The sequence below is a fragment of the Devosia sp. genome (assembly GCF_035944845.1).
In the GTDB taxonomy this organism is placed as follows: Bacteria; Pseudomonadota; Alphaproteobacteria; order Rhizobiales; family Devosiaceae; genus Devosia_A.
The window spans coordinates 77,406-103,422 of sequence record NZ_DASZAW010000071.1 but is presented as its reverse complement, the minus strand read 5'-3'; the positions used below and the strand labels follow the sequence as shown (position 1 = coordinate 103,422).

Annotated in this window: 26 protein-coding genes; 15 read left to right on the top strand and 11 right to left on the bottom strand. The window is 65.0% G+C overall.

The window, feature by feature from the left end:
- Positions 1 to 17 precede the first annotated feature (17 nt).
- The 4 genes from pstA to VGV07_RS14155 all read right to left on the bottom strand — a co-directional run bounded on the left by pstA (position 18) and on the right by VGV07_RS14155 (position 5,420).
- Positions 18 to 1,337: a phosphate ABC transporter permease PstA gene (gene pstA / locus VGV07_RS14170; protein ID WP_326869359.1), complete on the bottom strand. Its 1,320-nt coding sequence runs from the start codon at positions 1,335 to 1,337 to the stop codon at positions 18 to 20.
- Positions 1,334 to 2,803, bottom strand: a complete 1,470-nt coding sequence (pstC, locus tag VGV07_RS14165) for a phosphate ABC transporter permease subunit PstC (RefSeq protein WP_326869358.1) — start codon at positions 2,801 to 2,803, stop codon at positions 1,334 to 1,336. Before pstC ends, pstA begins: the two co-directional genes overlap by 4 nt.
- 104 nt (positions 2,804 to 2,907) lie before the next feature.
- Positions 2,908 to 3,930 carry a substrate-binding domain-containing protein gene (locus tag VGV07_RS14160; protein ID WP_326869357.1) on the bottom strand — a complete coding sequence of 341 codons (1,023 nt, stop codon included), beginning with the start codon at positions 3,928 to 3,930 and terminating at the stop codon, positions 2,908 to 2,910.
- A 209-nt stretch (positions 3,931 to 4,139) separates the two neighbouring features.
- The gene (locus tag VGV07_RS14155) at positions 4,140 to 5,420 is read right to left on the bottom strand and encodes an ATP-binding protein (RefSeq protein WP_326869356.1); all 1,281 of its coding nucleotides are present in this window, start codon (positions 5,418 to 5,420) and stop codon (positions 4,140 to 4,142) included.
- Positions 5,421 to 5,522: 102 nt separating this feature from the next.
- Here VGV07_RS14155 and ppk2 point away from each other — a divergent pair, with 102 nt between their 5' ends.
- From ppk2 to VGV07_RS14105, 10 genes are all read left to right on the top strand, one after another.
- A complete protein-coding gene (gene ppk2 / locus VGV07_RS14150) occupies positions 5,523 to 6,380 on the top strand; it encodes a polyphosphate kinase 2 (RefSeq protein WP_326869355.1) in 858 nt (285 codons plus the stop codon).
- 125 nt (positions 6,381 to 6,505) lie between these two features.
- A complete protein-coding gene (locus VGV07_RS14145) occupies positions 6,506 to 7,351 on the top strand; it encodes an N-formylglutamate amidohydrolase (protein ID WP_326869354.1) in 846 nt (281 codons plus the stop codon).
- Positions 7,344 to 7,853, top strand: a complete 510-nt coding sequence (locus VGV07_RS14140; RefSeq protein WP_326869353.1) for a TRAP transporter small permease subunit — start codon at positions 7,344 to 7,346, stop codon at positions 7,851 to 7,853. The genes VGV07_RS14145 and VGV07_RS14140 overlap by 8 nt, the downstream gene beginning before the upstream one ends.
- Positions 7,853 to 9,178 carry a TRAP transporter large permease gene (locus VGV07_RS14135; protein ID WP_326869352.1) on the top strand — a complete coding sequence of 442 codons (1,326 nt, stop codon included), beginning with the start codon at positions 7,853 to 7,855 and terminating at the stop codon, positions 9,176 to 9,178. Before VGV07_RS14140 ends, VGV07_RS14135 begins: the two co-directional genes overlap by 1 nt.
- Before the next feature lie 57 nt (positions 9,179 to 9,235).
- Complete coding sequence (locus tag VGV07_RS14130) at positions 9,236 to 10,300, top strand: C4-dicarboxylate ABC transporter (protein WP_326869351.1); 1,065 nt, start codon at positions 9,236 to 9,238, stop codon at positions 10,298 to 10,300.
- 72 nt (positions 10,301 to 10,372) lie between these two features.
- Entirely contained in the window at positions 10,373 to 11,734 is a 1,362-nt protein-coding gene (locus VGV07_RS14125; protein ID WP_326869350.1) for a glutamine synthetase family protein, read from the top strand.
- Between the two features lie 56 nt (positions 11,735 to 11,790).
- The gene (locus VGV07_RS14120) at positions 11,791 to 12,228 is read left to right on the top strand and encodes a DUF7662 domain-containing protein (RefSeq protein WP_326869349.1); all 438 of its coding nucleotides are present in this window, start codon (positions 11,791 to 11,793) and stop codon (positions 12,226 to 12,228) included.
- 1 nt (position 12,229) lies between these two features.
- Positions 12,230 to 12,634, top strand: coding sequence for a type II toxin-antitoxin system VapC family toxin (locus tag VGV07_RS14115; RefSeq protein WP_326869348.1), 405 nt, complete (start codon positions 12,230 to 12,232; stop codon positions 12,632 to 12,634).
- A 21-nt stretch (positions 12,635 to 12,655) separates the two neighbouring features.
- A complete protein-coding gene (locus tag VGV07_RS14110; protein ID WP_326869347.1) occupies positions 12,656 to 14,038 on the top strand; it encodes an aldehyde dehydrogenase family protein in 1,383 nt (460 codons plus the stop codon).
- 143 nt (positions 14,039 to 14,181) lie between these two features.
- Positions 14,182 to 15,339: an iron-containing alcohol dehydrogenase gene (locus VGV07_RS14105; protein WP_326869346.1), complete on the top strand. Its 1,158-nt coding sequence runs from the start codon at positions 14,182 to 14,184 to the stop codon at positions 15,337 to 15,339.
- A 198-nt stretch (positions 15,340 to 15,537) separates the two neighbouring features.
- Here VGV07_RS14105 and VGV07_RS14100 read toward each other — a convergent pair whose 3' ends face one another.
- Entirely contained in the window at positions 15,538 to 17,016 is a 1,479-nt protein-coding gene (locus VGV07_RS14100; RefSeq protein WP_414649951.1) for a mannitol dehydrogenase family protein, read from the bottom strand.
- Positions 17,017 to 17,208: 192 nt separating this feature from the next.
- Here VGV07_RS14100 and VGV07_RS14095 point away from each other — a divergent pair, with 192 nt between their 5' ends.
- Positions 17,209 to 18,126: a sugar kinase gene (locus tag VGV07_RS14095; RefSeq protein ID WP_326869345.1), complete on the top strand. Its 918-nt coding sequence runs from the start codon at positions 17,209 to 17,211 to the stop codon at positions 18,124 to 18,126.
- Positions 18,127 to 18,153: 27 nt separating this feature from the next.
- Here VGV07_RS14095 and VGV07_RS14090 read toward each other — a convergent pair whose 3' ends face one another.
- Together VGV07_RS14090 and gcvA are read right to left on the bottom strand one after the other, a co-directional pair.
- The gene (locus VGV07_RS14090; RefSeq protein WP_326869344.1) at positions 18,154 to 18,486 is read right to left on the bottom strand and encodes a hypothetical protein; all 333 of its coding nucleotides are present in this window, start codon (positions 18,484 to 18,486) and stop codon (positions 18,154 to 18,156) included.
- A 110-nt stretch (positions 18,487 to 18,596) separates the two neighbouring features.
- Positions 18,597 to 19,508 (bottom strand): transcriptional regulator GcvA, encoded by a 912-nt coding sequence (gene gcvA / locus VGV07_RS14085; protein ID WP_326869343.1) that lies wholly within the window; start codon positions 19,506 to 19,508, stop codon positions 18,597 to 18,599.
- Between the two features lie 141 nt (positions 19,509 to 19,649).
- On the opposite strand from gcvA, the gene VGV07_RS14080 reads away from it, so the two are divergent.
- Genes VGV07_RS14080 through VGV07_RS14070 form a run of 3 tightly spaced genes read left to right on the top strand, consistent with a single transcriptional unit; the run spans position 19,650 to position 21,148 of the window.
- Entirely contained in the window at positions 19,650 to 19,898 is a 249-nt protein-coding gene (locus VGV07_RS14080; RefSeq protein WP_326869342.1) for a hypothetical protein, read from the top strand.
- Positions 19,899 to 19,910: 12 nt separating this feature from the next.
- Positions 19,911 to 20,366 (top strand): VOC family protein, encoded by a 456-nt coding sequence (locus VGV07_RS14075; protein WP_326869341.1) that lies wholly within the window; start codon positions 19,911 to 19,913, stop codon positions 20,364 to 20,366.
- A gap of 50 nt (positions 20,367 to 20,416) precedes the next feature.
- Positions 20,417 to 21,148, top strand: a complete 732-nt coding sequence (locus VGV07_RS14070) for an SDR family oxidoreductase (protein WP_326869340.1) — start codon at positions 20,417 to 20,419, stop codon at positions 21,146 to 21,148.
- 34 nt (positions 21,149 to 21,182) lie between these two features.
- On the opposite strand, the gene VGV07_RS14065 is transcribed toward VGV07_RS14070, so the two are convergent.
- Positions 21,183 to 22,598 carry a HAMP domain-containing sensor histidine kinase gene (locus VGV07_RS14065; RefSeq protein WP_326869339.1) on the bottom strand — a complete coding sequence of 472 codons (1,416 nt, stop codon included), beginning with the start codon at positions 22,596 to 22,598 and terminating at the stop codon, positions 21,183 to 21,185.
- Complete coding sequence (locus tag VGV07_RS14060) at positions 22,595 to 23,251, bottom strand: response regulator transcription factor (RefSeq protein WP_326869338.1); 657 nt, start codon at positions 23,249 to 23,251, stop codon at positions 22,595 to 22,597. Before VGV07_RS14060 ends, VGV07_RS14065 begins: the two co-directional genes overlap by 4 nt.
- 175 nt (positions 23,252 to 23,426) lie before the next feature.
- Here VGV07_RS14060 and VGV07_RS14055 point away from each other — a divergent pair, with 175 nt between their 5' ends.
- Positions 23,427 to 24,101, top strand: a complete 675-nt coding sequence (locus VGV07_RS14055) for a Spy/CpxP family protein refolding chaperone (RefSeq protein WP_326869337.1) — start codon at positions 23,427 to 23,429, stop codon at positions 24,099 to 24,101.
- Positions 24,102 to 24,132: 31 nt separating this feature from the next.
- On the opposite strand, the gene VGV07_RS14050 is transcribed toward VGV07_RS14055, so the two are convergent.
- A complete protein-coding gene (locus VGV07_RS14050) occupies positions 24,133 to 25,338 on the bottom strand; it encodes a TCR/Tet family MFS transporter (protein WP_326869336.1) in 1,206 nt (401 codons plus the stop codon).
- A 304-nt stretch (positions 25,339 to 25,642) separates the two neighbouring features.
- On the bottom strand, positions 25,643 to 26,011 hold the full coding sequence (locus VGV07_RS14045) for a DUF2200 domain-containing protein (RefSeq protein ID WP_326869335.1): 369 nt from the start codon (positions 26,009 to 26,011) through the stop codon (positions 25,643 to 25,645).
- Between the last annotated feature and the right edge of the window lie 6 nt (positions 26,012 to 26,017).

The window sequence follows — 26,017 nt, the reverse complement described above, 5'->3', positions numbered from 1 at the left end:
GTCATCCAGGTCAGGGGTTACCAGCGGCGCTCGAAGCGGCGGCGGAGGAGAATGGCGGCGAGGTTCATCAGGGCGAGGAACAGCAGCAGCACGATGATGGCGCCCGAGGTGCGCTCGACGAAGGCGCGCTCAGCCTCGTTGGCCCACATATAGATCTGCACCGGCAGCGCGGTCGCCGGATCGAGCGGCGTGGTCGGGCGGTCGGCGACGAAGGCCACCATGCCGATCAGCAGCAGCGGCGCGGTTTCGCCCAAGGCACGGGCGAGGCCGATAATGGTGCCGGTGAGGATGCCCGGGGTCGCGAGCGGCAGCACATGATCGAACACCATCTGCATTTTGCTGGCGCCGATGCCCAAGGCAGCGGAGCGGATCGAGGGCGGCACCGAACGAAGCGCGGCGCGGGTGGCGATGATGATGGTGGGCAGGGTCATCAAGGTGAGGACGAGGCCGCCGACGAGCGGCGCCGAACGCGGCATACCGAAGAAGTTGATGAACACCGCCAGCCCGAGCAGGCCGAAGACGATCGACGGCACGGCGGCGAGATTGTTGATGTTCACCTCGATGAAATCGGTGAAGCGGTTCTTCTTGGCGAATTCCTCGAGATAGATCGAGGCGGCGACACCGATGGGCAGCGCACAGAGCAGCACGATCGCCATCATGTAGAGCGAGCCGACCAGCGCCACGCCGAGCCCCGCGGTCTCCGGGCGACTGGACGCGCCGAAAGTGAGAAGGCCCCAGTTGAACGGCGTCGAAATGGCGCCTTCCTGCTTGAGCCGATCGAGCCAGGCGACCTGCTGGTCGGAGACCTTGCGCTTGCTTTCGGGGACGCTGAGATCGATCTGGCCCTTGTTGGCGCTGTCGATATCGGCGGCGGCGAGCAGTGTGACGTTCCGAGTGGTGCCGATCACCGAAGGGTCGTTGACCACGATCTCGCGCAGGGTCGAGCGCGAACCGTCGGAGACGAACTTGCCGATGTCGCGCATCGCCGCCTTGTCGTCGGGCGAGACGCCAAGCGCCTTGGCCACGGCGTTGCGGGCGATGACCGGGTAGTTGGCGGAGACGAGGACGCGCGGGTTGGTGGCGCGCTCATTGTCCTTGTCGATGATGGAGGCCGAGAACTCCACCGGCACGGTGATCGCGGTCTGGACGAAGGCCGTGTAGCCCTTCGAGAAGATCGAAACCAACAGGATGGCGAGGAAGCCGAGGCCGATGACGATGGCGACGATGCCATAGAGGCGGAAGCGAAACTCGGCGGCGTGGCGGCGCTTCAGGCCGAAATCACGACGGGTCGAAGCCGCGGTGGCCACGGTGGCGTGGGGCAAGGCTGCGTCGGTCATTCATACTGCTCCCGATACTTGCGCACGATGTAGAGCGCGTAGACGTTCATGCCGAGCGTCAGCGTGAAGAGGGTGAGGCCGAGGGCGAAGGCGACCAGGGTCTGCGGCGAGTTGAACTCGAGGTCGCCGGTGAGTTGGTTGACGATCTTGACGGTGATGGTGGTCATCGCCTCGAACGGATTGAAGTTGATGCGGGCGGCGACACCGGCGGCGAGCACCACGATCATGGTTTCGCCGATAGCCCGCGAGGCGGTGAGCAGCAGGGCGCCGACGATGCCGGGGAGCGCGGCCGGCAGGATCACCTTACGGATGGTCTCCGACCGGGTGGCGCCGAGCGCCAGCGAACCGTCGCGCATGGAACGGGGCACCGCGGTGATCACGTCATCGGAAAGCGAGGAGACCACCGGGATCAGCATCACGCCCATGACGATGCCGGCGGTGAACACCGACTGCGCCTGGATGAAGGAGAATCCGCCGGCAAGGGCCGCCGAAAGATCGCGGAAGAACGGCCCGAGCGTCACCACGGCGAAGATGCCGTAGACGATGGTGGGAATGCCGGCGAGCAGTTCGAGCAGCGGCTTGACCGTCGAGCGCACCCGGTTGGAGGCGTATTCGCCCATGTAGACGGCGGCCATCAGGCCGACCGGCACGGCGAACAGCATTGACACCAGCGCAATGTAGAGCGTGCCCATGAGCAGCGGGATGAGGCCGAACTGGCCCTCGCTGCCGGTGGAGCCAGCGGCGGCAAAGCGCGGATCCCACACGGTGCCGAAGAAGAAGGTCAGCGGGTTGACCTCGGAGAAGAAGTGGATGGTCTCGCCCAGCATCGACAGGATGATGCCGACAGTGGTGAGGATGGCGACCGTCGAGGCAGCCAGCAGCGACCACAGCACGACGCGTTCGACCTGGTTGCGGGCCCTGAGGCGCAGCCGGATGCGGGAGTAGGCGAAGGCGGCGCCGGCGAGCGCCAGCAGCAGGGTCAGGCCCTGGCCGATCAGCTTGTGGACACCGGCATCGGCATTCACGCCGGCCGCGAGCGGCACCATGTAGTCCTCGCCGCTCTCGGCAAGGCTGATGCCGGACGACGTCGCCATATCGCGCAGCGTAGCGTAGGAAGGCGGAACGTTGGCGCCCGACAGATTGAGCTGGGTCAGCGCGCTCGACGCATTGCGGACGATGCCGATGGAGAGGCTGGCGGCCGCAGGGTCGGCAATGTGGGCCGTGACCTCACTGCGGATACGGCTATCGAGCAAGCCGGCCGAGACGAAACTGACGACGAGAAAGACGAGCAGCGCCGGGACCGTGGCGAAGATGAAGGCGAGCCAACCGTGATAGGTCGGCAGCGAGTGCGCGACTTCTTTGGACCGATCGGTGCCGTCGCGCTGCACGCGGGCGCGCTGGGCGGCAAAGAAATAAGCGACGGCACCAATGGCCAGAACGATTGCAACTACCCAGCCTGCTGACATGACGCCTCACTTGCCCCGGTTAAACCGCCACTCCGGACGGATAGACCCGCGCTATACGCGGGGGGAGACGGCGCGGACCCGAGAGCCCGCGCCGCCAAGTCGGATCAGAGAGCCGTACCGGCTTCGAACTTGGCGCGAATTTCTTCGCGCTCGGCATCGGGAGCCGCCACGAGGCCGTACTGAGCGAGCGGCGAGTCCGGCCCGATCATGTCGTCCGAGATGAAGAAATCGACATACTCCTTGAGGCCCGGGATGACGCCGATATGCGCCTTCTTGACGTAGAAGAACAGCGGACGGGAAACCGGGTATTCACCCGACGAGATGGTGTCGGTCGAGGGGACGATGCCGCCGACGGTCGCGACCTTCAGCTTGTCGGCATTGTTCTCGTAGAAGGCGAGGCCGAAGACGCCGACGCCGGTCTTGTTGCTGTCGATGCGAGCCAGGGTCTCGGTGTAGTCGCCGTCGATATCGACGGCCTTGCCGTCCTTGCGGACCGCGACGCAGGCGTTGAACAGGTCGGCATCGGCAACGCCGGCGGCGGTCAGGGCAGGCTTGTCGCAGCCGGCTTCGAGCACCTTGGTCTCGAACACTTCACGAGTGCCGTGCTTTTCGCCCGGGATGTAGGCGGCGATATCCCACTCGGGGAACGCGGCGTTCACTTCCGACCACTTGGTGTAGGGATTGTCGACGAGCTTGCCGTCAACCACGACCTGGGCGGCGAGCGCCTTGTAGATGTCGACGGGCTGGATGGCGAAATCCGGGCCGGCAATGTCGGTGGCGAAGACGATGCCGTCGTAGCCGATCTTGACTTCCTCGACTTCTGCAACGCCGTTGGCCTTGCAGGTCTCGAGTTCCTCCGCCTTCATGGCGCGCGACGAGTTCGCGATGTCGATCTTGTCTTCGCCGACGCCTTCACAGAACTGCTTGATGCCGGCGCCCGAACCACCGGACTCGACGACCGGGGTCTTGAAATCCGGGAACGCCTCGCCGAACGACTCGGCGACGATCTTGGCATAGGGAAGAACGGTGGACGAACCGGCGACCTGGACCTGGTCGCGCGCCGCGGCCGCACCAAGGCCGGCGGCAAGCGCGATAACCGCGGCGCTCGCGAAAACTGCAATCTTCATGATGTGTTCCCTTTCGGAAGGATCGGCCCTTTCGAGGCCAGTCGACGGTCCCGGTTCCTCCGGCCGCCCTGTCTGCAAGGCGGAACCTAGGGGCGTTGCCACAAGGTTTTATGACACTGGGATTGCATTTCTGTGACAGGCTAGGTCGTTGATTCAAAATGACTATTGTTGATGTCTTTGGTTTCAGCCTGTGGAAACCCCGGCAACTGTCATTTTCTCAGCAGCACGTCGACGCGGGTCCCCTGCCCCGGCTGGCTCTTGATCGAGAGCACGCCGTGATGGCGGGTAACGATGTGCTTGACGATGGCGAGGCCGAGGCCGGTGCCCTTCTTCTTGCGGCTGGAATCGGCATCGACGCGATAGAATCGCTCGGTCAGGCGCGGCACGTGCTCGGCGGCGACACCAATACCGTGATCGACCACCGAAACGACGGCATCGAAGCCGCGCCGGCCGGCATCGGGCGACAGGGTAATATCGATGGTATCGCCGTCCGCCCCGTACTTGATGGCGTTGTCGATCAGGTTCTCGAACACCTCGTAGAGCTCATCGCGGTCGCCGCTGACGACCACAGGCTCGTCGGGCGCCAGGACCTTGAGCTTGGTGCCGGAGTCCTCGGCCAGCTTGTGCAGGCCCTCGGCCACCTCGCGCAGCAGCGCTCCCAGTTCGACCGGAGTGGTCGGACGCATGTGCTGGCGCATTTCGATGCGGCTCAGCGACAACAGGTCCTCGATCAGTTTGGCCATGCGGCCGGCCTGGCCGCGCATCAGGCCGAGGAAGCGCTCGCGCGCCTCCTTGTCGTTGGCGGCGGGGCCGAGCAGCGTATCGATGAAGCCGACCAGCGAGGTCAGTGGGGTGCGCAGCTCATGGCTGGCATTGGCGATGAAGTCGGTGCGCAGCATCTCGAGGCGCTTCTCCTCGGTCTGGCTCTGCAGCGTGATGACCAGCACCCCATCGTTGAGCGGATCGCCGGCGGCGAGCGGCGCCACCGTCGCCTTGTACCAGGTCTCGGTCGGGACGGTCTGGTGCAGCTCGATGGTCTGCGAGGCGCCCAGCCGCGCTGCCTCGATGGCAGCCAGCAGTTGCGGAAACCGCATGCTGAAGGCGATCGGACTGCCGGCGACGACGCCCGGGAAGTGCCGGGCGGCGTGGCCGTTGAGATGGACGATGACGCTGCGACGGTCAATGACGATCGAGGGATCGGGCAGCGCATCGGCAAAATGCCGGACGGCATCGGCGAAGGCCAGCTCCGTGGTGCTGGCGCCAGGGGCGGCGCCGCTGGCGGGCTCACTGGTTTCAGGGACCAGGGCGGCGATGCCCACGATGATGGCGTAGGCGAGAATGTCTAGCCAGGGATCGATGAGGTTGAGCCCGGCCAGGGTCATGAACACCAGCCCCATGGCAAGCAGCATCAGCAGCCGGCCGTAAAGCCGGCTCCTCACCGTATCGAGCCATGTGGTGCCAGCCACCGAGCGCTGCGCTTCTTCCGCCATCGAGTTGTCCTTGGGAGCCAGGGGCGATTCACCCCGGCTTGCCAGATCGGGGTGTTCATAGCACGGTTGTGACACCGTCATGACAGGCCACGGAGTTCGTTCATGTCCGACGCATTGGAGGGCTTCGATCTCGAAGACCCGGTGCTGCCCCGCTCGATCAAGAAGAAGGCGCTCGAGTCCGGGGGCTTTCCTTATGACGAGAAGCTGGATTCGGACGTCTACGAGGCTGAAATGCTGCAGGTGCAGCGACAGCTGGCGCTGCTGCAGCATGACCAGGCCAAGACCGGCAAGCGCATCGTCATCGTGTTCGAAGGCCGCGACGCGGCCGGCAAGGGCGGCTCGATCGCCACCTATCTCGAGAACCTCAACCCGCGCTACAACACGGCCGTGGCGCTTTCCAAGCCGAACGACCGGGAGCGTACGCAGTGGTACTTCCAGCGCTATGTCGACTGGATGCCGGCCGGCGGCGAGCAGGTGCTGTTCGACCGCTCCTGGTACAACCGGGCCGGGGTCGAGCCGGTCATGGGGTTCTGCACGCCCGAGGAAACCGAGAAGTTCCTCGAAGAGGTGCCGGATTTCGAGAAGATGCTGGTGCGAGACGGCATCCACCTGTTCAAGTTCTGGCTCACCATCGGGCGCGAGATGCAGCTCAAGCGTTTCCACGACCGGCGGCATGATCCATTGAAGGTGTGGAAGCTCTCGCCCATCGACCTCGAGGCGCTGAAGCGCTTCGACGATTACAGCAAGGCGCGCAACCGGATGCTGGAGGCGAGCCACACCGAGCACGCGCCGTGGCGGATCGTTTTCAACAACGACAAGAAGCGCGGGCGGCTGGGGATCATCCGCTCGGTGCTGCACGGGCTCGACTACGAGGGCAAGGACGACAAGCTGATCGGCGAAATCGATGGCAAGATCGTCGTCGCGCCGCAGACGTTCATGAAGTCCCACAGCGAGATGTAGCGGATGGATTGACCAGACGGTCAAAAACCCGTCAACTGCCTGTTAACGATCCACTCGGGAGGGGCCCGCGCGGGATCGACAGCAAGGGCGAAGGCTTGGGGCCGGCGCGTCCTACAGGGGTCAGTATGGTGGGCCACGAGGCCGGCGCAAGCCTGGAGGCGAGCGTCATTCCGCCAGTGCTGGTGTTCAACGCCGAGGGGCGCTCGCCTTTCGTGCTGGCCTGCGATCACGCCTCGAACCGCCTTCCCGAACGCTACGGCGACCTTGGCCTGACACCGCACCAACGGCTGATGCATGTCGCCTGGGATCCTGGTGCGATGGCCGTGGCGCTGGAACTCAGTGACCTGCTCGATGCGCCGCTGATCGCCTCGACCGTCAGCCGCCTGGTAATTGACTGCAACCGCGATCGTGACGCGCCTGACCTGATTCCGGTGGTGTCCGAACGGACCGACATTCCGGGCAACCAGGGGATCGGCGACAACGAGCGGGCAGAACGGATCGCCGCCTATCACGCGCCGTTCCACCGGGCGCTGCAGGATGTCCTCGACGCCCGCAAGGCGGCCGGTGTCGCCACGGTACTGGTGACGGTGCATTCGTTCACTCCGGTCTATAGAGATGTGCCGAGGCCCTGGCCGATCGGGCTGATCCACGGACGGGACGAGCGCTTCACCCGGGCGTTGCGCGAGGCGCTCGCAGCCGAAGACGCAAGCCTCGATATCGGCTGGAACCAGCCCTATTCGGCGCTCAACGGCGTCACCTACACGCTCGAGCATCACGGCGACGGACGAGCGCTTGAATCGTCGATGATCGAAATCCGGCACAACGAAATCCTCGAACCAGCAGGGGTGAAGCATTGGGCCGACCGGCTGGCCCGCTGCCTCACTGCAGCGCTGGTGTCGCGCGGCACGGCGGAGCAAGAGCCGCTGCGACCCGGTTCCACGACACAAGCGGAGACCTCGCTGCGTGCCTAAGCCCATCCGCATGTTCGTTCATTTCGTCGATCGGCTGAACCTGTGGGTCGGCCGGTTCGCGATGCTGCTGTTCTACGTTCTGGCCGGGGTGCTGCTGACCTCCACCCTGTCGCGGCTGTTCTTCGGAGCGCCGGTCAACTGGGCGCTGGAGATGAGCCAGTTCATCCTGTCGGCCTACTACCTGCTGGGCGGGGCCTATACGCTGCAGCGCCACGGTCACGTGCGGATGGATCTATTCTGGAGCCGCCTGCCACCTGAACGACGGGCCGGCCTCGACGCGTTCACGGCGCTGTTCGTGATGTTCTATCTCGGGGTGATGATCTGGGGCGGCGTTTCCAGCACGAGCTATGCCATCACCTATGGGCAAAAGAACTACTCGGCATGGGCACCGGTGCTGTGGCCGGTCAAGACCGTCATGACCATCGGGTTGTTCCTGATGCTGCTGCAGTTCATCGCCAACTTCTTCCGCGATATCGCGGCGTCGCGCGGAAAAACCATCTGATGAGTTCAGAACTTATCACCCTGTTCATGTTCGCCACGATGATGATGCTGCTGTTCACCGGGCAGCGCGTGTTCGGCGTCATCGGTTTCGTGGGGTCCGTCGCCGCCTTGTGGCTGTGGGGCCAGGGATCGGCGGAGCTGCCGTTCAATGCGGCGTTCCAGGTGCTCAACTGGTACCCGCTGATCACGGTGCCATTCTTCGTGTTCATGGGCTACATGCTCAGCGAGAGCGGCATTGCCGCCAACCTCTACCGCATGTTCCACGTGTGGTTCGGCCCGGTGCGCGGCGGACTGGCGATCGGCACGATCGGGCTGATGGTGCTGATTTCCTGCATGAACGGGCTGAGCGTCGCCGGCATGGCGATCGGCGCCACGGTGGCGCTGCCCGAATTGCTGCGTCGCGGCTATGACAAGGTGATGGTCACCGGCGTGATCCAGGGCGGCTCTACGCTGGGCATCCTGATCCCGCCCAGCGTCGTGCTGGTGCTCTACGCCATGATCGCCCGGCAGCCGATCCTGCAGCTGTGGCTCGCCGGTATCCTGCCCGGACTGCTGATGGCGACGCTCTTCATCGCCTACATCTATGTTCGCGCCCGACTGCAGCCGGAGATTGCACCGGCCATGCCCAAGGAGGAGCGCGACCAGATCACGTGGCGCGAGAAGCTGGTACTGCTGCGGGCAGGATTTCTCCCGTTGGCGGTCTTCGGCATCATGATGGGGCTCTTCCTGACCGGGGTAACCAGCCTCGTCGAGAGCTCGGTCATCGGGGCTTTGCTGGCCACCCTCGCCGCTCTCGTTTCCGGGCGCCTCACCTGGCAGGTGCTGGAATCGACGACGCGCAATACGCTGGTGATCAGCTCGATGTTCCTGTGGATCATCCTGGGCGCGCTGTGCTTTTCGGCCGTCTATGATGGACTTGGAGCCGTGCGGGCGATCGAGAACCTGCTGCTCAACACCTTCGGCCTCGACCCGTGGGGCATCCTCATCCTGATGCTGCTCAGCTTCGTTGTGATGGGCATGTTCCTCGACGATACCGCCATGCTGGTGATCGTCGCGCCGCTCTACATCCCGCTGGTCAAGGAGCTGGATTTCAACCTGATCTGGTTCGGCATCCTCTACACCATCACCTGCCAGGTCGCGTACATCACGCCCCCCTTCGGCTACAACCTGTTCCTGATGCGCGCCATGGCGCCGCCCGAGATCACGCTGGGAGACATCTACAGATCGGTTCTGCCATTCGCGCTGCTGATGGTGCTCACCATCGTCATCCTGATGCTCTTCCCGCAGATCGCCCTGTGGCTCCCGCAACTGTACACCGGGCGCTAGGCATGAAGCAGACCAGTTGCGGCAACATCGACGGTTCAACAAGGGAAAGGGACGACAATGAGTGAGACTGAAAAGCTCAACAAGCGCGACTTCTTCAAGAAGGCCGGCCTCGCCACCGCCGGTGCGGTGGGCGCCACTGCCCTGGCCATGCCCTATGTCAAGGCCCAGACGCCGATCAAGTGGCGGTTGCAGACCTATGCCGGCCCGGCCCTGTCGGAGCACGTGGTCGGCAACGCGATCGAATGGTTCAATACGGCCGCCAATGGCGAGATGCAGATCGAACTCTACACCGCCGACCAACTGGTGCCGCATGGGGAACTGTTCCGTGCGGTGCAGAGCGGCACGATCGACGCCGCACAAAGCGACGACGACTCGGCGGCCGCACCGGTGGACGTGAAAGTTTTCGGCGCCTATTTCCCGCTTGCGTCACGCTACTCGCTGGATGTGCCGGCGCTGTGGCACTGGCGCGGGCTCAAGGAGATCTGGGAAGAAGCCTATGCCGAGATCCCGGACGTGACGTGGCTGTCGACGGGTGCCTGGGACCCCTGCAATTTCGGTACGACCAAACCCATCCGCAGCCTCGCCGACCTCAACGGATTGCGCGTCTACACCTTCCCGACGGCCGGGCAGTTCCTCGCCAAGTATGGGGTGGTGCCGGTGTCGCTGCCTTACGAAGACGTCGAGCCGGCGCTGCAAACCGGTGAACTCGACGGCATCTGCTGGTCCGGCACGACCGAACTGCACACGGTGGGCTGGGCCAACGTGCTCAAATACTACCTGACCAACCCACTCTCGGGCGCCTGGGCCGGCTCGTACTTCGTCAACACGGCAAAGTGGAATGCGGTGCCGCCGCACCTGCAGCAGCTCTATCGCATGATGATCGACTCTTCGCACTATTACCGGCAGCACTGGTACTGGAACGGCGAGGCAAACTTCCGCATCAACGGCAAGCTGGAACTCACCTCCATTCCAGCCGAGGAGTGGAAGACCGTCGAAAGCGATGCACTGGCGTTCTGGGACCAGATCGCGTCGCAGAGCCCCCGCAGCGCCAAGGTCGTCGAAATCATCAAGCAGTACAACGCCGATATGGAAAAAGCCGGCGCCCCGTATCGCTACAGCTGAGCATAAACATCTGGTCCGGCCGCAACCAGCGGCCGGACTTCAACGACAAGAAACCAGCAACGGGAGGCGGCAATGGCCGCATATTCGCTCGACCAGCTCAAGGCCGACGTGAAAGCCGGCGATATCGACACCGTGCTGGTGGCGTTTCCCGACATGCAGGGTCGACTGATCGGCAAGCGTTTCCAGGCCGAGTTCTTCCTCGAGGGGGCGATCGACGAAACGCATGGCTGCGACTACCTCTTGGCCGACGATATCGACATGGAGCCGGTGCCGGGCTACGAGGCGGCGAACTGGGCCAAGGGCTATGGCGATTTTGTCATGAAGCCGGACCTTGCGACGCTGATGAAGGCAGCCTGGCTGGAGGGAACGGCGATCATCCTCGCCGACCTCGTCGACCACCACCATCACGAGCCTGTTCCGCATAGCCCGCGCGCCATCCTGAGGGCGCAGTTGAAGCGCCTGGAGAAGCTCGGGCTGACGGCGAACTTCGCCTCGGAGCTGGAGTTCTACCTGTTCGACGACAGTTTCCGCTCGGCCTGGGACAAGGGCTACAGGAACCTCACCACCGCCGGCTACTACATCCAGGATTACCACATCTTCCAGACCACCAAGGAAGAAGGCGTGCTGCGCGACATGCGGCGGCAGCTGCAGGCTTCGGGGATTCCGATAGAGAACTCGAAGGGCGAATGGGGCCCCGGGCAGGAAGAGCTCAACGTCCGCTACGCCGATGCGCTGACCATGGCGGACCGGCATGTGGTGATGAAGAACGCCATGAAGGAGATCGCGCACCACCACGGCAAGGCCATCACCTTCATGGCGAAGTGGGACTTCGGCCTCGCCGGCTCGTCGAGCCACATCCACATGAGCCTCGCCAAGGGCGGCAAGAACGCCTTCGTCGACAGCAAGGACAAACTCGGCATGTCCGCGCTGATGAAGCATTTCATGCAAGGGCTGCTGACCTATGCCGGCGACATCACCTATTTCCTCGCCCCGTACATCAATTCCTACAAGCGCTTCCAGGCCGGCACCTTCGCGCCGACCAAGGCGATCTGGTCATCGGACAACCGCACGGCCGGCTTCCGGCTCTGCGGCGAAAACACCAAGGGAGTGCGCGTCGAGTGCCGGATCGGCGGCGCTGACCTCAACCCCTACCTTGCCTATGCGGCCTTGATCGCCGCGGGGCTGAAAGGGGTGGAGGACAAGCTGCCACTGGAGCCGGCTTTCACCGGCGATGCCTATGTGGGCGAAAAGCTGCGCGAAGTTCACAAGACGCTGCGCGATGCGGTAGCCGCGATGGAGAACTCGAGCATGCTGCGCGAGGCGTTCGGCGAGCCGGTGATCGGGCACTACGTGCATACCGGCAACTGGGAGCAGTTCGAGTATGACCGGCGCGTCACCGATTGGGAGTTGAAGCGCGGCTTCGAGCGCAGTTAGCTTTACAGAGATATACACAGTGTGTATGTGTGTGTAAGGTTGCGCAGGAGGGTTCAGTGTCCAAGTACGACCCGCTGACGGTATTCCTGCAGTCCCGGTCCGGCCGGGACGTACGGATGAGTTTCGCTGAGATTGAAGGGATCCTTGGACTGAGGCTGCCCGAAAAATCGAAGCGCATTCGCGCCTGGTGGAGCAACAATCCGAGCAACAACGTGATGACGCGGGCGTGGCTGGCGGCCGGCTATAAGTCGGCGCAGGTGGATGTCGCGGGAGAAACACTCGTATTCGTACGGGTGGATGGGGTCGAAGGATTTGGCGAGATGAAACAGGCGACATTCAAGCCAGAACAGATAGCGAAGCCGGACGGCGGCAAGGGGACAAAGGCAGGTCGCCACCCTGCCTGGGGAGCGTTGAAGGGCATGATCACCCTGCTTCCGGACGTCGACTACACGGCGCCGGCGGACCCAGATTGGGGCAAGGTGTATGAGGAGTAGGTTGCTCTTCGACACTTGCGTGTTGTTGTACATGACCGAGGACGTACCGCTCGCCAAGCCTGCCATTGCAGCGATCGACGAAGCTGCGGGTCTGGGCGAGTCCTGCAGTGTGTCGCCGATCACCGCCTGGGAGATTGGGCTCCTGTCGGAGCGAGGGCGGCTGCCGATGACGGTGACGCCATTGCGCTTCTTTCAGCAGTTCGTAGGGCTGGGGAAGATGCGGATCGAGGAACTAACGCCCGATATTCTCGTCGAGTCGTCGTTCCTCCCCACCCCCGTGCATCGCGATCCTGCCGATCGGATCATCATCGCCACGGCGCGGGCGCTTGACTTGACCATCGTGACGCGCGACCGACTGATCCTCGACTATGCGGCCCAAGGGCACGTGCGAGCATTGGCCTGCTAGTGGCCCGGAGATGAAGCAACAATGACCGACAGGGTCCAGATCGTCTCGCCCATCGACGGGCGAGTGTATGCCGAGCGCAAGGTCGCAACCGGCGCCGAGATCGACGCCGCCGTGGCCAAGACCCGGCGGGCCCGCGAGGTGTGGGGTGAGATCACCGTCAAGGAGCGCGTGAAATTCCTCGAGCACTTCCTCGATGCGCTGCTTGCCAAGAACGACGAGATCGTGCCGGAACTGGCCTGGCAGATGGGCCGGCCGGTGCGCTATGGCGGCGAGAAACGCGGCGTCGAGGAACGTTCGCGCCATATGATCGGCATCGCCGAGGAGAGCCTCAAGCCGTCGATGCGGCCGGACAAGCCGGGGTTCGAGCGCTGGATCGCGCGCGAGCCGCTCGGCACGGTGATGGTGATCGCGCCCTGGAACTACCCTTACCTCACGGCGATCAACACCATCGTGCCGGCGCTGATGGCGGGCAATGCGGTGATCCTGAAGCACGCCTCGCAGACGCTCCTGGCCGGCGAGCGCTTCGCCGAGGCGTTCCAGGCCGCGGGGATGCCCGACGGGCTGTTCCAGAACCTGGTGCTGAACCACGCCGACACCGAGAAGCTGATCGGCTCGGGCAAGATCGACCACATCAACTTCACCGGCTCGGTGGAAGGCGGACGGCGGATCGAGCGGGCTGCGGCCGGCACCTTCGCGACGCTCGGACTGGAACTCGGCGGCAAGGACCCGGCCTATGTGCGCGAGGATGCGAACCTCAGCCACGCCGTGGAAAATCTCGTCGACGGCTCGTTCTTCAACTCGGGGCAGAGTTGCTGCGGGGTGGAGCGCATCTACGTGCACGCGGCGGTCTATGACCGCTTCGTCAAGGATTTCGTCGAGAACGCCCGGGGCTGGACGCTGGGCAACCCGCTCGACGCCGATACCATGGTGGGGCCGATGGCAACGCCACGCTTTGCCGACCTGGTGCGTGGGCAAACGCTCGAAGCGCTGCGCAAGGGGGCCAAGGCGCACCTCAACACCAAGCACGACCTCGACGAGGAAAGTTCGCCTTACCTCGCGCCTGAAGTGTTGACCAACGTCAACCACCAGATGGCGGTGATGCGCGAGGAAAGTTTTGGGCCGGTGGTCGGCATCATGAAGGTGCGCGACGATGCCGAGGCGATCGAGCTGATGAACGACAGCCCCTATGGGTTGACTGCGTCGATCTGGACCGAGGACCTGGGTGCCGCCGCCAAGATCGGCGCGAAAGTCGAAACCGGAACGGTGTTCGCCAATCGCTGCGACTATCTCGATCCGGCGTTGGTGTGGACCGGGGTCAAGGAAACCGGCAAGGGCGGTGCGCTGAGCGAGATCGGCTACGCCAACCTGACGCAGCCCAAGAGCTATCACCTGAGGAAAGTCTGAGGCGCCATTTTGCTGCCACCCACCGGCGTCATTCCCGCGAAAGCGGGAACCTCCGTTTGGGGATGGTGCGGCAAACAGAGATCCCCGCTTTCGCGGGGATGACATCGAGTGTGGGGACGGCCCCAGTGGCCAGGAGAACTGACATGACGACCAAGGCCAACTGGAACTATCCCACTGCCGTGAAGTTCGGCGCCGGCCGCATCGCCGAGCTGCCGGAGGCGCTGAAAACCGCCGGGATTACACGACCGCTGCTGGTGACCGATGCGGGGCTGGCGAGTTTGCCGGTGACGCAGGACACTCTCAAACTGGTGCGTGACGCCGGGTTCGAGGTGGGCTTGTTCGCCGACGTGAAGCCCAATCCGATCTCGGCCAACGTCAACGCAGGCATCGAGGTGCTCAGGCAAGGCGGGCATGACGGGGTGATCGCGTTCGGCGGCGGCTCGGGGCTCGATACCGGCAAGGTGATCGCCTTCATGGCCGGGCAGACCCGGCCGATGTGGGATTTCGAGGATATCGGCGACTGGTGGACCCGCGCCGACCCCAAGGGGATTTTCCCGATCGTCGCGGTGCCGACCACCGCCGGGACCGGCTCTGAAGTCGGCCGCGCCGGGGTGATCACCGACGAGGCGACCCACACCAAGAAGGTGATCTTCCACCCGCTGATGATGCCCAAGGTGGTGATCGCCGATCCGGAGCTGACGGTCGGCATGCCGACCTTCATCACCGTCGGCACCGGGTTCGACGCGCTGGCGCATTGCCTCGAGGCCTATTGCGCCAAAGGCTACCACCCGCTGGCCGACGGTATTGCGGTGGAAGGGGTGCGGCTGGCGCTCGAGAACCTGCCCAAGGTGGTGGAGAATCCCAATGACATCGAGGCGCGCGGCCACCTGATGAGCGCTGCGGCGATGGGCGCGACTGCCTTCCAGAAAGGCCTCGGCGCCATCCACTCGCTGAGCCACCCGGTCGGGGCGCTCTACGATACGCATCACGGCATGACCAATGCTGTGTTCATGCCTTATGTGCTGGTGGCCAACCGCGATGCGATCGAAGCCAGGATCGCCCGGCTTGCCGCCTATTGCGGACTGTCGCCGAACTTCGATGCGTTCCTCAGCGCCATCAATGGGCTCCGCGCCAAGCTCAACGTTCCCAACACGCTCAAGGATTTCAAGGTCACGGGGGAAAAGCGCGACCTGATCGCCGAGATGGCCATCGTCGATCCAACGGCGGGCGGCAATCCGGTGGAGCTGACGAAAAAGCTGGCGCTGGAGATATTTGATCGGGCTATGGACGGGCGGCTGTAGTCGCTCCTCGCTAACGCTCGGATCGCGCGTCGCTTGCAACGCGATACCCCTCATCCGCCCTTCGGGCACCTCGCGGCGAGGGCTACGCCCTCGTCCGCTGACCTCAAGGGGCGAAAGGTGATGCGGCACCATCGCAGTCTTCCCTCTCCCCTTGAGGGAGAGGGTGGCTCGGCGTAGCCGAGACGGGTGAGGGGCAGGTCAGCCGACCCGCCGCACCGCTTCCTTCGCGCCGTTTTCCAGCAGCGATTTCAAATGGTTGGTCACTGTGTCGCGGAACACCGCCACCTCAGGCAGGTCAGTGCCGAACACTTCGGTCACGGCCAGCAGCCCATTCGCCAGCTTCACCGGATCCCGCCCTGCCCCGTCGGCGATCTGCCGTAGCCGTGCCGCCAGCGGATCTTTCACCTCGATCGGCTGGTCGGCTTCGTCGATGCCGGTGATGTAGCGCATCCAGGCGGCGACGCCCAAGGCGAGACGGGGGAACGGCTGCGCCGCCTCGAGCCGGTCGCGGATGGTGCCCAACAGACGCTGCGGCAGCTTCTGCGTGCCATCCATGGCGATCTGCCAGGTGCGGTGCTTGAGCGCCGGGTTGGCGAAGCGCGCCAGCAACTGATCGCGGTAGGCTTCCAGCGTCGCGCGCGGCATCGGCAGGGTCGGCATCGCTTCCTCGGTCATCAGTCCGTGGATCAGCCGGCGGATGTCGGCATCGGCGATGGCCTCGTTGACGTATTGATAGCCCGAGAGATAGCCGAGATAGGCCATGGTCGAGTGGCTGCCATTGAGCATCCTGAGCTTCATCAGCTCGAACGGTTCGACATCCTCGACCAGCTCGGCCCCCACGCTTTCGAAGGGCGGCCGGCCGGTGGGAAAATCGTCCTCGATCACCCACTGGGTGAAGGGCTCGGTCATGATCGGCCAGGCGTCCTCCAGGCCGGTCAGCTCTGCGACGATGGCGCGGTCGGCATCGGTGGTGGCGGGAACGATCCGGTCGATCATGGTTGAGGGGAAACTAACGCCCTGCACGTAGCCGGCGAAGCTCTCGCCCAGGCCCCTCAGCTCGGCGAAGCGGCGCACGATGCGGCCGGCGGTCTTGCCGTTGGACGGCAGGTTATCGCAGCTCATCACCGTGAAGGGCGCGAGGCCACGGCGCTGCCGAAGCGCGAGCGCGGCGACGATGATGCCGGGCGCGCTGATCGGCATCTCAGGGTGCGCGAGGTCGTGGACGATATCGGGGTGCTTCTCATCGAGCTCGCCGGTCGAAGGATCGTGGCAATAGCCCTTCTCGGTGACGGTCAGCGATACGATGCGGATCGCCGGGTCCGCCATGGTTTCGATGAGCTGGGCGCGCTGGGTGTTGGCATCGAGCACATCAAGGATGGCGCCGATGATGCGCGGTTTGGTGCCCGAGGCATCGCGGATGGCGAGGGTGTAGAGGAAATCCTGCGGCTCGAGCGCGTCGCGGGTATCGGGACGGCGCAGCGAGGCGCCGATAATCCCCCAGCTGGGGTTTTTGGCGAGCAGGCTGTCGACATAGGCAGCCATGTGGGCCCTATGGAAAGCGCCGATCCCGAGGTGAACGATGCCTGGGGTGACCGTCGATCGGTTGTAATCGATGACGTCGACGCCACGTGGACGAAGGGTGTCTGACTGGATTTCGGACATGGACAGGCGTGGCATGTGTCGGTGTTCCCCCTGATGACGGCTTCCCCTTCCACCACCCTTGGGGCGGTCTCCCGCCCCCGCCACGCAGGAGGGGATAGGAAGAGGTGCGTGCATCAATACCGGAGCATCCCGGGGACTGCCATACCAGGCGGTTGCGTGGGCAAAATATCCCCGGCATAAGCATTGGGCAGTTGAGGGGAAGACGGCGTGACCAAACGGTTCGTGAGCATCGGCGAAGCCATGATCGAAATGTCTGGCGGCGAAGGCGGCATGTACCGCCTCGGCTATGCCGGCGATACGCTGAACACCGCATGGTACGCGCGGGCCCTGCTCCCCGAGGGCTGGGACGTGGACTATGTCACGGCGCTCGGCGACGACATGTATTCAGGTGAGATGCGGGCATTCATCGGCAAGGCCGGGATCGGCACCGAGCGGATCCAGACCATCGCCAACCGCCGCCCCGGGCTTTACCTGATCCACCAGGAAAAGGGCGACCGGCACTTCACATACTGGCGCGGGCAATCGGCGGCAAAGCTCCTTGCCGACGATGTCGAGGCGCTGGAGGCGGCGGTGGTCGGCGCCGATACTGTGTATTTCTCGGGCATCTCGATGGCGATCCTGGCGCCGCGGGCCCGCGGCAAGCTGATGCGCACCATCGTCAAGGCGCGCGATGCCGGCGCAACGGTGGTATTCGACACCAACCTGAGGCCGGCGCTGTGGACCAGCCCGAAGATCATGGCCTCAACGCTGACGGCGGCCGCGGCGATCGCCGATATCGTGTTGCCGACCCACACTGACGAAGCACCGCTGTTCGGCGATGCCTCGCCCGAGGCGACGGCGGAACGTTACCTGAAGCTGGGGGCCCGGGAAGTGGTGGCCAAGGACGGTTCGAAACCGGCTTTCGTCGCCACGGCCGACGGCGTGCGCCAGTACGTACCGGCGCCGAAGGCGGAGAAGGTGGTCGACGCCACCGGCGCCGGTGACTCGTTCAACGGCGGCTATCTCAGCGGCCGGGCTCGCGGCCTGACGCCGGTCGAAGCCGCCCAGCGCGCCCACCGGGTTGCCGGCGTGGTGATCGGGCACAAGGGCGCGCTGGTCGACCCGTCGCTGGTACGCGAAGTCTAGCGGCGCGCGCCGCACTCGCTCTTCGGCCTACTCCTGCGATTCCTTGAAGACGATCTCCTGCTCGCAGGCATCGTATGTCAGGTGCCAGTACACCCGCTTACCGTCCATCTTCGGCTTGGAGGCGCCGAAGAAGTAGCGATACTCCCTGGAATACTGGGGGTAGTGCTGCACATGGGTGTAACCTTTGCGCAGGAGGATCTTGGCGACCCGTTCAGGCCCAAGGCACTGGTTGAGGTGCTCGCCGCCGAGGTCGAAGCCGCCCTTGGCGCCAGCGGCAAAGGCCTGAGGCGAGGCCAGGGCGGCGACGACGATAGTCGCAGTGAGGCCGAACTTAAGGATCGAGACGCTAGGTGAAAACATCGCTTGCTCCGCAACTGGCGGACAGTGATTTGCCCGCCGACGGGGTACGCTAGGTCGATCGGACTGAATGCCAGCCGACAGCGGCGGTCACCGTATATTCATCAGTCGTATTATGATTCTTTGCCGACCTGCTGTTTGTCGAGAGCACTCTCGGCCAGCAGCCAGTCGCGGAAGGCTCTCACCCGGCGCTGCCGCAGGGCGCTCTGCAGGTAGACGACATAGTATTTGGAACTCGCCTTCAGTTCGAGGCCGAACGGGCGGACCAGCCGCCCGGCGGCGAGGTCGGCCGAGACCAGGGTACTACGCCCCAGCAGCACGCCCTCGCCATGGACGGCGGCCTCCGTGGCATAGGTGGCGGAATCGAAGCGCACGCCGCTATTGGGGTTGATGTCGGTGACCCCGGCTCGCTCCAGCCAGAGCTTCCAGTCGATCGGAAAGCCATCGTGGATCAGAGTGTGATGCTTGAGGTCGGCAGGCTCGCGCAGCGGGTGCTCGCCTTGTAGCAGCTCAGGGCTGCAGACCGGGAATACGTCCACCTCCGAGAGCAGTTCGGACACCGCGCCCTCGTATTCGCCCGCGCCGTAGCGGATGGCGATATCGACGCCGTCGCGGACGAAATCGGCGAGCAGGCCCGAGGTCGAGATGCGCACATCGATATCGCGGTGCGCGCGATGGAAGCGGTAGAGCCGCGGCACCAGCCAGCGACCGGCGAAGCCATCCGAGGTGCTGACATTGAGTACACCGGCCGGGCGCGGCGCCGCCACCGCCATGGTGGCAGTACTGATCTGATCGAGCGCCGCAGCGACCTCCGCCGCATAGGCGGCGCCCTCGGGCGTGAGGCTGACCGACCGGGTGCCGCGCTCGAACAGCTGCACCCCGAGCCGATCCTCGATGTTGCGGATGGCGCGGCTGATGGCGCCGTGCGTGAGGTTCAGCTCGGCCGCCGCATTGGTGAAGCTCAGGTGCCGTGCCGCAGCATCAAAGGCCGGCAGGGCGGAGAGCGGTGGAAGCTGGCGTGGCATGCGTTATCTGTGAGTTCTCCTCACAGATGGTGCAGCAATTCTCGTTTGTTGTCGAGGCGTTGATCGCCCAGATTGTGCCCATGGAAACAGCGGTTTCCGGCTCAGCTCAAGCGACTACTCAGCAAACGAAAGGAACATCCTGTGAGCAATTATCATGCATATGTCGACGAGTGCCATGCTGTGGCGCCGACCGGCTCGCAGACGATCCGCGACCTCATTGGGGCGATGCGGAACGCACTGGTGGTGGCGGTATCGCCGCTGCGCAAGACGATGGCGCGCCGCACTACCGAAGATCGGGTCGCCGGTCTCTCGGCTCATCTCCTGGCCGACCTCGGCTACGAGCGCGACTGGGATGGCTCGATCCACCCGGTCGGCCGCGACAACACCTGAGGGAGAAGCATCATGGCAAAGGTCTTTCCCCACCTCTGGTTCAACGACCAGGCCGAAGCGGCGATGGCGTTCTACACGTCGATCTTCAAGGATTCCGAGGTGCTCGGGCGCAGCGTGATGCCCGATCCGGAACTGTCGGTGGTGCGCTTCGCACTCGCCGGCCAGCCGGTGGTGGCGCTCAACGCCAATTCTCCGGCGCACTACAACGAGTCGTTCTCGTTTCTCATCGAGACGGCCGACCAGGAGGAGACCGATTACTACTGGAACGCCCTGATAGCAGATGGCGGCAAGGAGCAGCCCTGCGGCTGGCTCACCGACAAGTTCGGCGTCTACTGGCAGGTGTCGCCGACCCGGCTGCTGCAACTGGTGGCCGATCCGGACCGCGAGAAAGCCGGGCGCGTGCTGCAGGCGATGTACCGGATGAAGAAGATCGTCATCGCCGACCTCGAGCGCGCCGCGCGCGGCTGAGCCGGCGCCCGTTCCTATCCAACTCGAAATCGCAACAACGGAGAAATCCCATGGCACAGCTGATGGGCAGAAAAATCGTCGTTGTCGGAGGCAGCTCCGGCATTGGTCTCGGTGTCGCCGCAGCGGCGCTGGAGCGCGGCGCAGAACTGGTGATCGTCGGCCGCTCGCAGGAGAAACTGCTGAGGGCGCAGCGCGACCTCGGCGGCAATGGCCGGGTGAGCACGGTCACCGCCGACATGACGCGAGAGGGCGAAATTTCTGCGGCTTTTGCCGGCATCGGTGCCTTCGATCACCTGGTATCGACCGCCGGTAATCCACCGCCGGGCGACCCGATCGGCGAGACGAATGCCGACGAGGTGCGGCGCTTCATCGACGACAAGCTGGTCGGCGCAGTGCTGGTGGCCAAGCACGCCGTTCGCACCCTCAAGCGAGGCGGCTCGATGACCTTCACCTCGGGTATCAACAAGGACCGGCCGCCGGTGCCCGGCGGTGCGGTGGTTTCAGCCATCGCCGGCTCGTTCAGCTACTTCGCCCGCGCCCTGGCGCTGGAGCTCGCCCCAAGCCGGGTGAACATCGTCTCCCCCGGCTGGGTCGATACGCCGATGTTCGACGAATTGGTGGGCGAGGCGAAGGCGGGCTATTTCGAAGCCATGGCGGCCCGCCTGCCGATCGGCCGGATCGCCGCACCCGCCGATGTGGCGCCGGCCTACATCTACGCCATGGAAAACGAGTTCATGACCGGCGAGACCATCCATATCGATGGCGGACAGCGGCTCATCTGAACCAGCTGAGCCGGCAGGCGTCGGCTGATCTCGATCAGTCGACGCTTCTGCGGCGATCGACCGGCGCTTGCGGATCGAGCAGCAGGGTCGCCTCGAAGCCATCGGTCCAGCCAGTGGCCGGGGAACTGAGGATCAGCCTGCCGCCGGTCTGCTGCATGATCGTATCGACGACGGCGAGTCCGAGCCCCGAGCCGCTGGCGCGCGTAGCGCCACGGGTGAAACGTTCGCTGAGGCGGGCAACGACATCGGCCGCCAGTACGGCGCCGTGATTGCGGACGCGCACCATGGGCCCCGGTCCGGATTCGACCACGACGTCGCCGTCTGCCGCCCCGTGCAGCAGCGCGTTGTTGATCAGGTTGCGGACCGCGATGGCAAAGGCATCGGGGTTGATCCGATGCCGCAGGTCGGCATCGGCATCCGCCTCGAACCTGACGCGTGGCGCGGTAGTGGATTGCATCTCGAAGTCGCGAACCACCAGCGCCAGCACCGGCGCCAGGTCAACCACCTCCTCGCCGCGGGCGAAGCCGGCCTCGAGCCTCGAGAGTTGCAGCAGCCGCTCGGCGAGCTCGGATAGGCCGCGCAGCGCGGACTCGATTTCCTTGAGGCGCGGCGCCGAGGCATGCTCGCCCAGTTCGCGGGCGAGCCGCTGGGTTTGCGCCAGCGCCCCGGCGATCGGGGTGCGCAACTCGTGGGCACTGCTCGCCGCGAAGGTGCGTTCGGCGTCCATCGCCGCGCGCAGCCGCTCCAGCAACCCTTCGATCTCCCGGGCGATCGGCGCCAGCTCAGCCGGCTGATCGTCGTCGTTCAACGGGGCGAGGTTGGCTCCGTTACGCAGGGCGACGTCGTGGCTGAGCCGCTCGACCGGCTTCAGCGCGATGCGGACCGCCAGCCAGATGCCGAGCGCCACCAGCGGCAGCAGCGCAGCCAGGGGCCACAGTAAGCCGGCGATGGCGCCCCACAGCGCAGCGCTGCGGGCGTCGGTGGTTTCGAGCACCACGATGCCGAGGCCGCTGCGCCGGTCGGTCGATTTGTAGGCGCGGCGGCCATCAACCGAGAAGAAGCCGTCGGCCGCGGGCAGCGCCGGCAGCACGGTCGGCGCGTCCTCGGCGCGAACCCGCACCGTTCCGGCAGCGTCATAGACGATATAGGTGAACGCCTCCCGACTTGGCCCGATGGCCCGTGGCGGCGGCCCCTTGCGCCCAGGTCCGCGATTGCTATCGTCGAACTCCATGCGCGGGATGGCGTCGCGGCGCCGGCCACGGTCGTCGCCGACTTCCTGATTGGCCAGCGGCAGCAGCCGGAACGCGCTCTGGCGCAGGGTTTCGTCAAAGGCCTGCTCCAGCTCGCTGCGCAGCACGAGGCTCGAAATTGCCGCGCCGCCGAGCCAGAACACCAGCATTGCGGCACTGAGCCAGACCGCCAGTTGCAGCGCGATCGACCGGCGCTTCATGTTTCGATCCTGTAACCCATGCCGCGCACCGTGGTGACGACATCCGGGCCGAGTTTCTTGCGCAGCCGGCTGACATAGACTTCCACGGCATTGCCTTCGACCTCGGCCCCGAACGGGTAGAGCGAATCCTCGATCTCGGACTTCGTGACGATGGCGCCGCGCCGGCTCAGCAGCCGTTCGAGCACCGCCCATTCGCGCGAGGTGAGGCTGATCGGCTTGCCAGCGATGCTCACCGACTTGGTCGCCAGGTTGACGCTGGCCGCTCCCACCGTCAGTTGCGGCGCGGCAATGCCGGCATAGCGGCGTGCCACCGCCGAGACCCGCGCACTCATCTCGTTGAGGTCGAAGGGTTTGACCAGGTAATCATCCGCCCCGGCGTTCAGCCCGTCGATACGGATGGCGATCTGATCCTGCGCCGTGGTGATGATCACCGGCACGGGGTTGCCCTGCCGGCGCAACTCCTTGAGCAGATCGAGCCCGCGCCCGTCGGGCAGGTTGAGATCGAGCAGGATCAGGCCGTAGTCAACGGTGGCCAGCGCCGCCCGCGCGTCGTCGAGCCGCTGCATCCAATCGACACCGTGCCCATCCGCGCTGACCTGGTCGCGCATGGCTTCGCCGAGCACATAGTCGTCCTCAATCAGCAGAATGCGCACGCCACGGGCCTCGTTTTCCGATCCTTCTAGCCCAGCAACCTGTCGCCAGGCTTACGAAAAATCTGTGCCGGTGCAAGGTCGCCGACAGCTTGGGATGATTGCCTCCACCTCAGTCGCGGCACCCCGCCGCAACGGACCCGGCCCTCCCCGGCCGGTCAGCCAGAGGAAGACCATCATGAAGAAGTCGAGCCATTTGCTTGTTGTCGCCACCCTCGCCGGCGTCATCGGCGCCACGACGCTGGTCCCGAGCGTGTTCGCTCAGCCGGCGCCGACCGATGTGTCCGGCCCTGCCCAGCCGGGCGACAAAGGCGGCATGCGTCCCCACGGCAAGCACGGCGGTGGGCGCGGTGGCTTTGCCGGCCTGATCTGCAGCACCGATGGTGCAACGCAACTGCAGACGCGTCTCGACGCACTGGCGACCCGACTGACGCTGACCGCGACGCAGCAGCCGCTGTTCGACGCCTACCGCACTGCCGCCCTGGCCGCCCAGACCACGTTCGCGGACGCCTGCGCCACAGTGCAGCCGGCCGCCACCGCGACGACGAAGCCCGATATGCTGACGGCCATGCAGAACCGGCTGACCAATGAGAAGGCCGAAGTGGCTGCACTGGACTCGGTCCTGCCCAGCTTCGAGGCATTCTTCAACAGCCTCACCGACGCGCAGAAGGCGCTGTTGACGCCGACCGGAGAGCACGGTCTCGGCGGCGTCGGCCATGGGCGCGACGATCGCGGGCACCGCGGGGATGATCGCGGGCACCGAGGGGATGACCGCGGCCATGGCGACAGGCGCGGCGATCGATCGGCGATCGATCCGGTTGGGATCGAGCCCTCGGCTGCCACCGCGGGCTGATCCAGCAACCAGGCCGGCGATCGGGTCTCCTTCACCGATCGCCGGCAAGCGCCGCGAGCGGCGGCGTCGGCTTGAAGCGAAGGCCGAGGACCAGCGGCACCAAGCCAGCGTAGAGCCCCACCACGGAGAGCCAGATGGCGCCGGGCCAGTGATCGCGGAAGACGAAATAGAGGCTCGAAAACAACAGCGGCGCTGCGATGGAGGCCAGGCTGACCACCGAGGCAAGGACGCCCTGGAACTGGCCTTGCCGGCTCTCATCGACCTGCCGCGTGGCCAGCGACTGCAGCGCCGGGGCGCCGATGCCACCGAGCGCGAAAACCGGCATGATGGCAAAGATCAGCCAGCTCTCAGTGGCAAAGGCCACGACGACGAGGGCGATCGATGCGCCGCCGATGCCGGTGAGAACGGCGCCGCGCTCGCCGAGCAGCTTCACCGCGGGACCAGGAAGGAAGGCCTGCGCCAGCGTCTGGCAAACGCCGAAGGCGCCGAGCGACAGGCCGATCCACAAGCCGTTCCACTGGAAAGTGTCGCCGCCCCACAGCGCCCAGCAGGTGCCATAGACCTCGCCGGTAGCGGCGAAGGCGAAGAAGATGAAGATCATCGGCCTGAGGCTCTTGATCGAGAGGGCCCAACGCAGCGAGCGAAGCGGGTTGAGCGCGGCGAGGTCGAGCCTTTCCCGGCTCGGGGTGCGGGACTCGGGCAGCACCAGGAACGCCAGCAGCAGGTTGCCGGCGTTCAGCACCGCCGCGGCGATGAAGGGCAGGCGCAGCCAGTGGTCCCCCAGCGCACCGCCGAGCACCGGTCCGATAATGAAGCCGATGCCGAACATGGCGTTGAGCAGCCCGAAGCGGCGGGCCCGCCTGTCCTCGGGTGAGATGTCGGTGACATAGGCGGTGGCGACCGAGACATTGGCGCTGGTGAGACCGGCAATGGCGCGGCCGAGCAGCAGCAGCCAGAGGTTGGGCGCGAAGGCGAGAAACAGGTAGTTGACCGCCGCCCCGCCGAGCGAAATCAGCAGTACCGGACGACGGCCGAGCCGATCGCTGAGGGCGCCGAGAACCGGGGCGAAGACGAACTGCATGACGGCATAGAGCGCGGTCATGATGCCGATATAGGCGGCAACGTTGCCGGCGCCGGTCACCTCGGCGAGCAGCGAGGGCAGGATGGGGAAGATGAGGCCGATGCCGACGGCGTCGAGGACAATGGCGGTGTAGATGACGGTGAGTGATCTCTGCATGGCAAGCTTGCTCCACGCGAAGCAGGCAGACGCCACGCAGGCGCCGACAGCTTCGCGATCATACCCGACAAGACGGGCGACTGGGGTTCTGGGAGACGCTGACCAGACCATGCGCGAGGCATGAGCTGGCGTGTGCTTGACCACCTGGACGACTATTCGTCCACCTGTTTACTCCGCCACTGAGCGGATCAAGGGAGGCGGTCGCTTTTCGCGACGGTTGGGAAATACGCCCGACCCGTCGGTGGCGCAAGTGCGTTGCATGAATGCCAGACCGGCGCGGAGACGATGAGGCGCGTGCGGAGGATCAGGCCCGCAGGATCTTCGCCATCGGCTTGCCCTTGGCGAGTTCGTCGATGAGTTTGTCCAGGTAGCGGATCTCGCGCATCATCGGCTCTTCGATGTTCTCGACGCGGACGCCGCAGACCACACCTGTGATCAGCGACCGCGCCGGATTGAGCGCAGGCGCCGAGGTGAAGAAGGCTTCGAGGGTGGCGCCGTTCGTCAGTTGATCGTCCAGTGTCTGCTGGGTGTGACCGGTCAGCCAGCGGAGGATCTCATCGACCTCCGCCTTGCTGCGCCCCTTGTTCTCCGCCTTGGCGACGTAGAGCGGATAAACCTTGGCGATGTTGTAGGCGTAGACCCGATCTCTGACCTTCTCTGTCGCTTCCCGCATGCTGGT

Excerpts from the sequence above, each read along its gene's own strand:
- VGV07_RS14145 (WP_326869354.1), top strand. The coding sequence starts at position 6,506 with ATGGTGGGCCACGAGGCCGGCGCAAGCCTGGAGGCGAGCGTCATTCCG.
- VGV07_RS14130 (WP_326869351.1), top strand. The coding sequence starts at position 9,236 with ATGAGTGAGACTGAAAAGCTCAACAAGCGCGACTTCTTCAAGAAGGCC.
- VGV07_RS14045 (WP_326869335.1), bottom strand. The coding sequence starts at position 26,011 with ATGCGGGAAGCGACAGAGAAGGTCAGAGATCGGGTCTACGCCTACAAC.
- pstA (WP_326869359.1), bottom strand. The coding sequence starts at position 1,337 with ATGACCGACGCAGCCTTGCCCCACGCCACCGTGGCCACCGCGGCTTCG.
- VGV07_RS14105 (WP_326869346.1), top strand. The coding sequence starts at position 14,182 with ATGACGACCAAGGCCAACTGGAACTATCCCACTGCCGTGAAGTTCGGC.
- VGV07_RS14110 (WP_326869347.1), top strand. The coding sequence starts at position 12,656 with ATGACCGACAGGGTCCAGATCGTCTCGCCCATCGACGGGCGAGTGTAT.
- VGV07_RS14055 (WP_326869337.1), top strand. The coding sequence starts at position 23,427 with ATGAAGAAGTCGAGCCATTTGCTTGTTGTCGCCACCCTCGCCGGCGTC.
- VGV07_RS14050 (WP_326869336.1), bottom strand. The coding sequence starts at position 25,338 with ATGCAGAGATCACTCACCGTCATCTACACCGCCATTGTCCTCGACGCC.
- VGV07_RS14065 (WP_326869339.1), bottom strand. The coding sequence starts at position 22,598 with ATGAAGCGCCGGTCGATCGCGCTGCAACTGGCGGTCTGGCTCAGTGCC.
- VGV07_RS14160 (WP_326869357.1), bottom strand. The coding sequence starts at position 3,930 with ATGAAGATTGCAGTTTTCGCGAGCGCCGCGGTTATCGCGCTTGCCGCC.
- VGV07_RS14135 (WP_326869352.1), top strand. The coding sequence starts at position 7,853 with ATGAGTTCAGAACTTATCACCCTGTTCATGTTCGCCACGATGATGATG.
- VGV07_RS14155 (WP_326869356.1), bottom strand. The coding sequence starts at position 5,420 with ATGGCGGAAGAAGCGCAGCGCTCGGTGGCTGGCACCACATGGCTCGAT.
- VGV07_RS14090 (WP_326869344.1), bottom strand. The coding sequence starts at position 18,486 with ATGTTTTCACCTAGCGTCTCGATCCTTAAGTTCGGCCTCACTGCGACT.
- gcvA (WP_326869343.1), bottom strand. The coding sequence starts at position 19,508 with ATGCCACGCCAGCTTCCACCGCTCTCCGCCCTGCCGGCCTTTGATGCT.
- VGV07_RS14075 (WP_326869341.1), top strand. The coding sequence starts at position 19,911 with ATGGCAAAGGTCTTTCCCCACCTCTGGTTCAACGACCAGGCCGAAGCG.
- VGV07_RS14070 (WP_326869340.1), top strand. The coding sequence starts at position 20,417 with ATGGCACAGCTGATGGGCAGAAAAATCGTCGTTGTCGGAGGCAGCTCC.
- VGV07_RS14125 (WP_326869350.1), top strand. The coding sequence starts at position 10,373 with ATGGCCGCATATTCGCTCGACCAGCTCAAGGCCGACGTGAAAGCCGGC.
- VGV07_RS14100 (WP_414649951.1), bottom strand. The coding sequence starts at position 17,016 with ATGCCACGCCTGTCCATGTCCGAAATCCAGTCAGACACCCTTCGTCCA.
- pstC (WP_326869358.1), bottom strand. The coding sequence starts at position 2,803 with ATGTCAGCAGGCTGGGTAGTTGCAATCGTTCTGGCCATTGGTGCCGTC.
- ppk2 (WP_326869355.1), top strand. The coding sequence starts at position 5,523 with ATGTCCGACGCATTGGAGGGCTTCGATCTCGAAGACCCGGTGCTGCCC.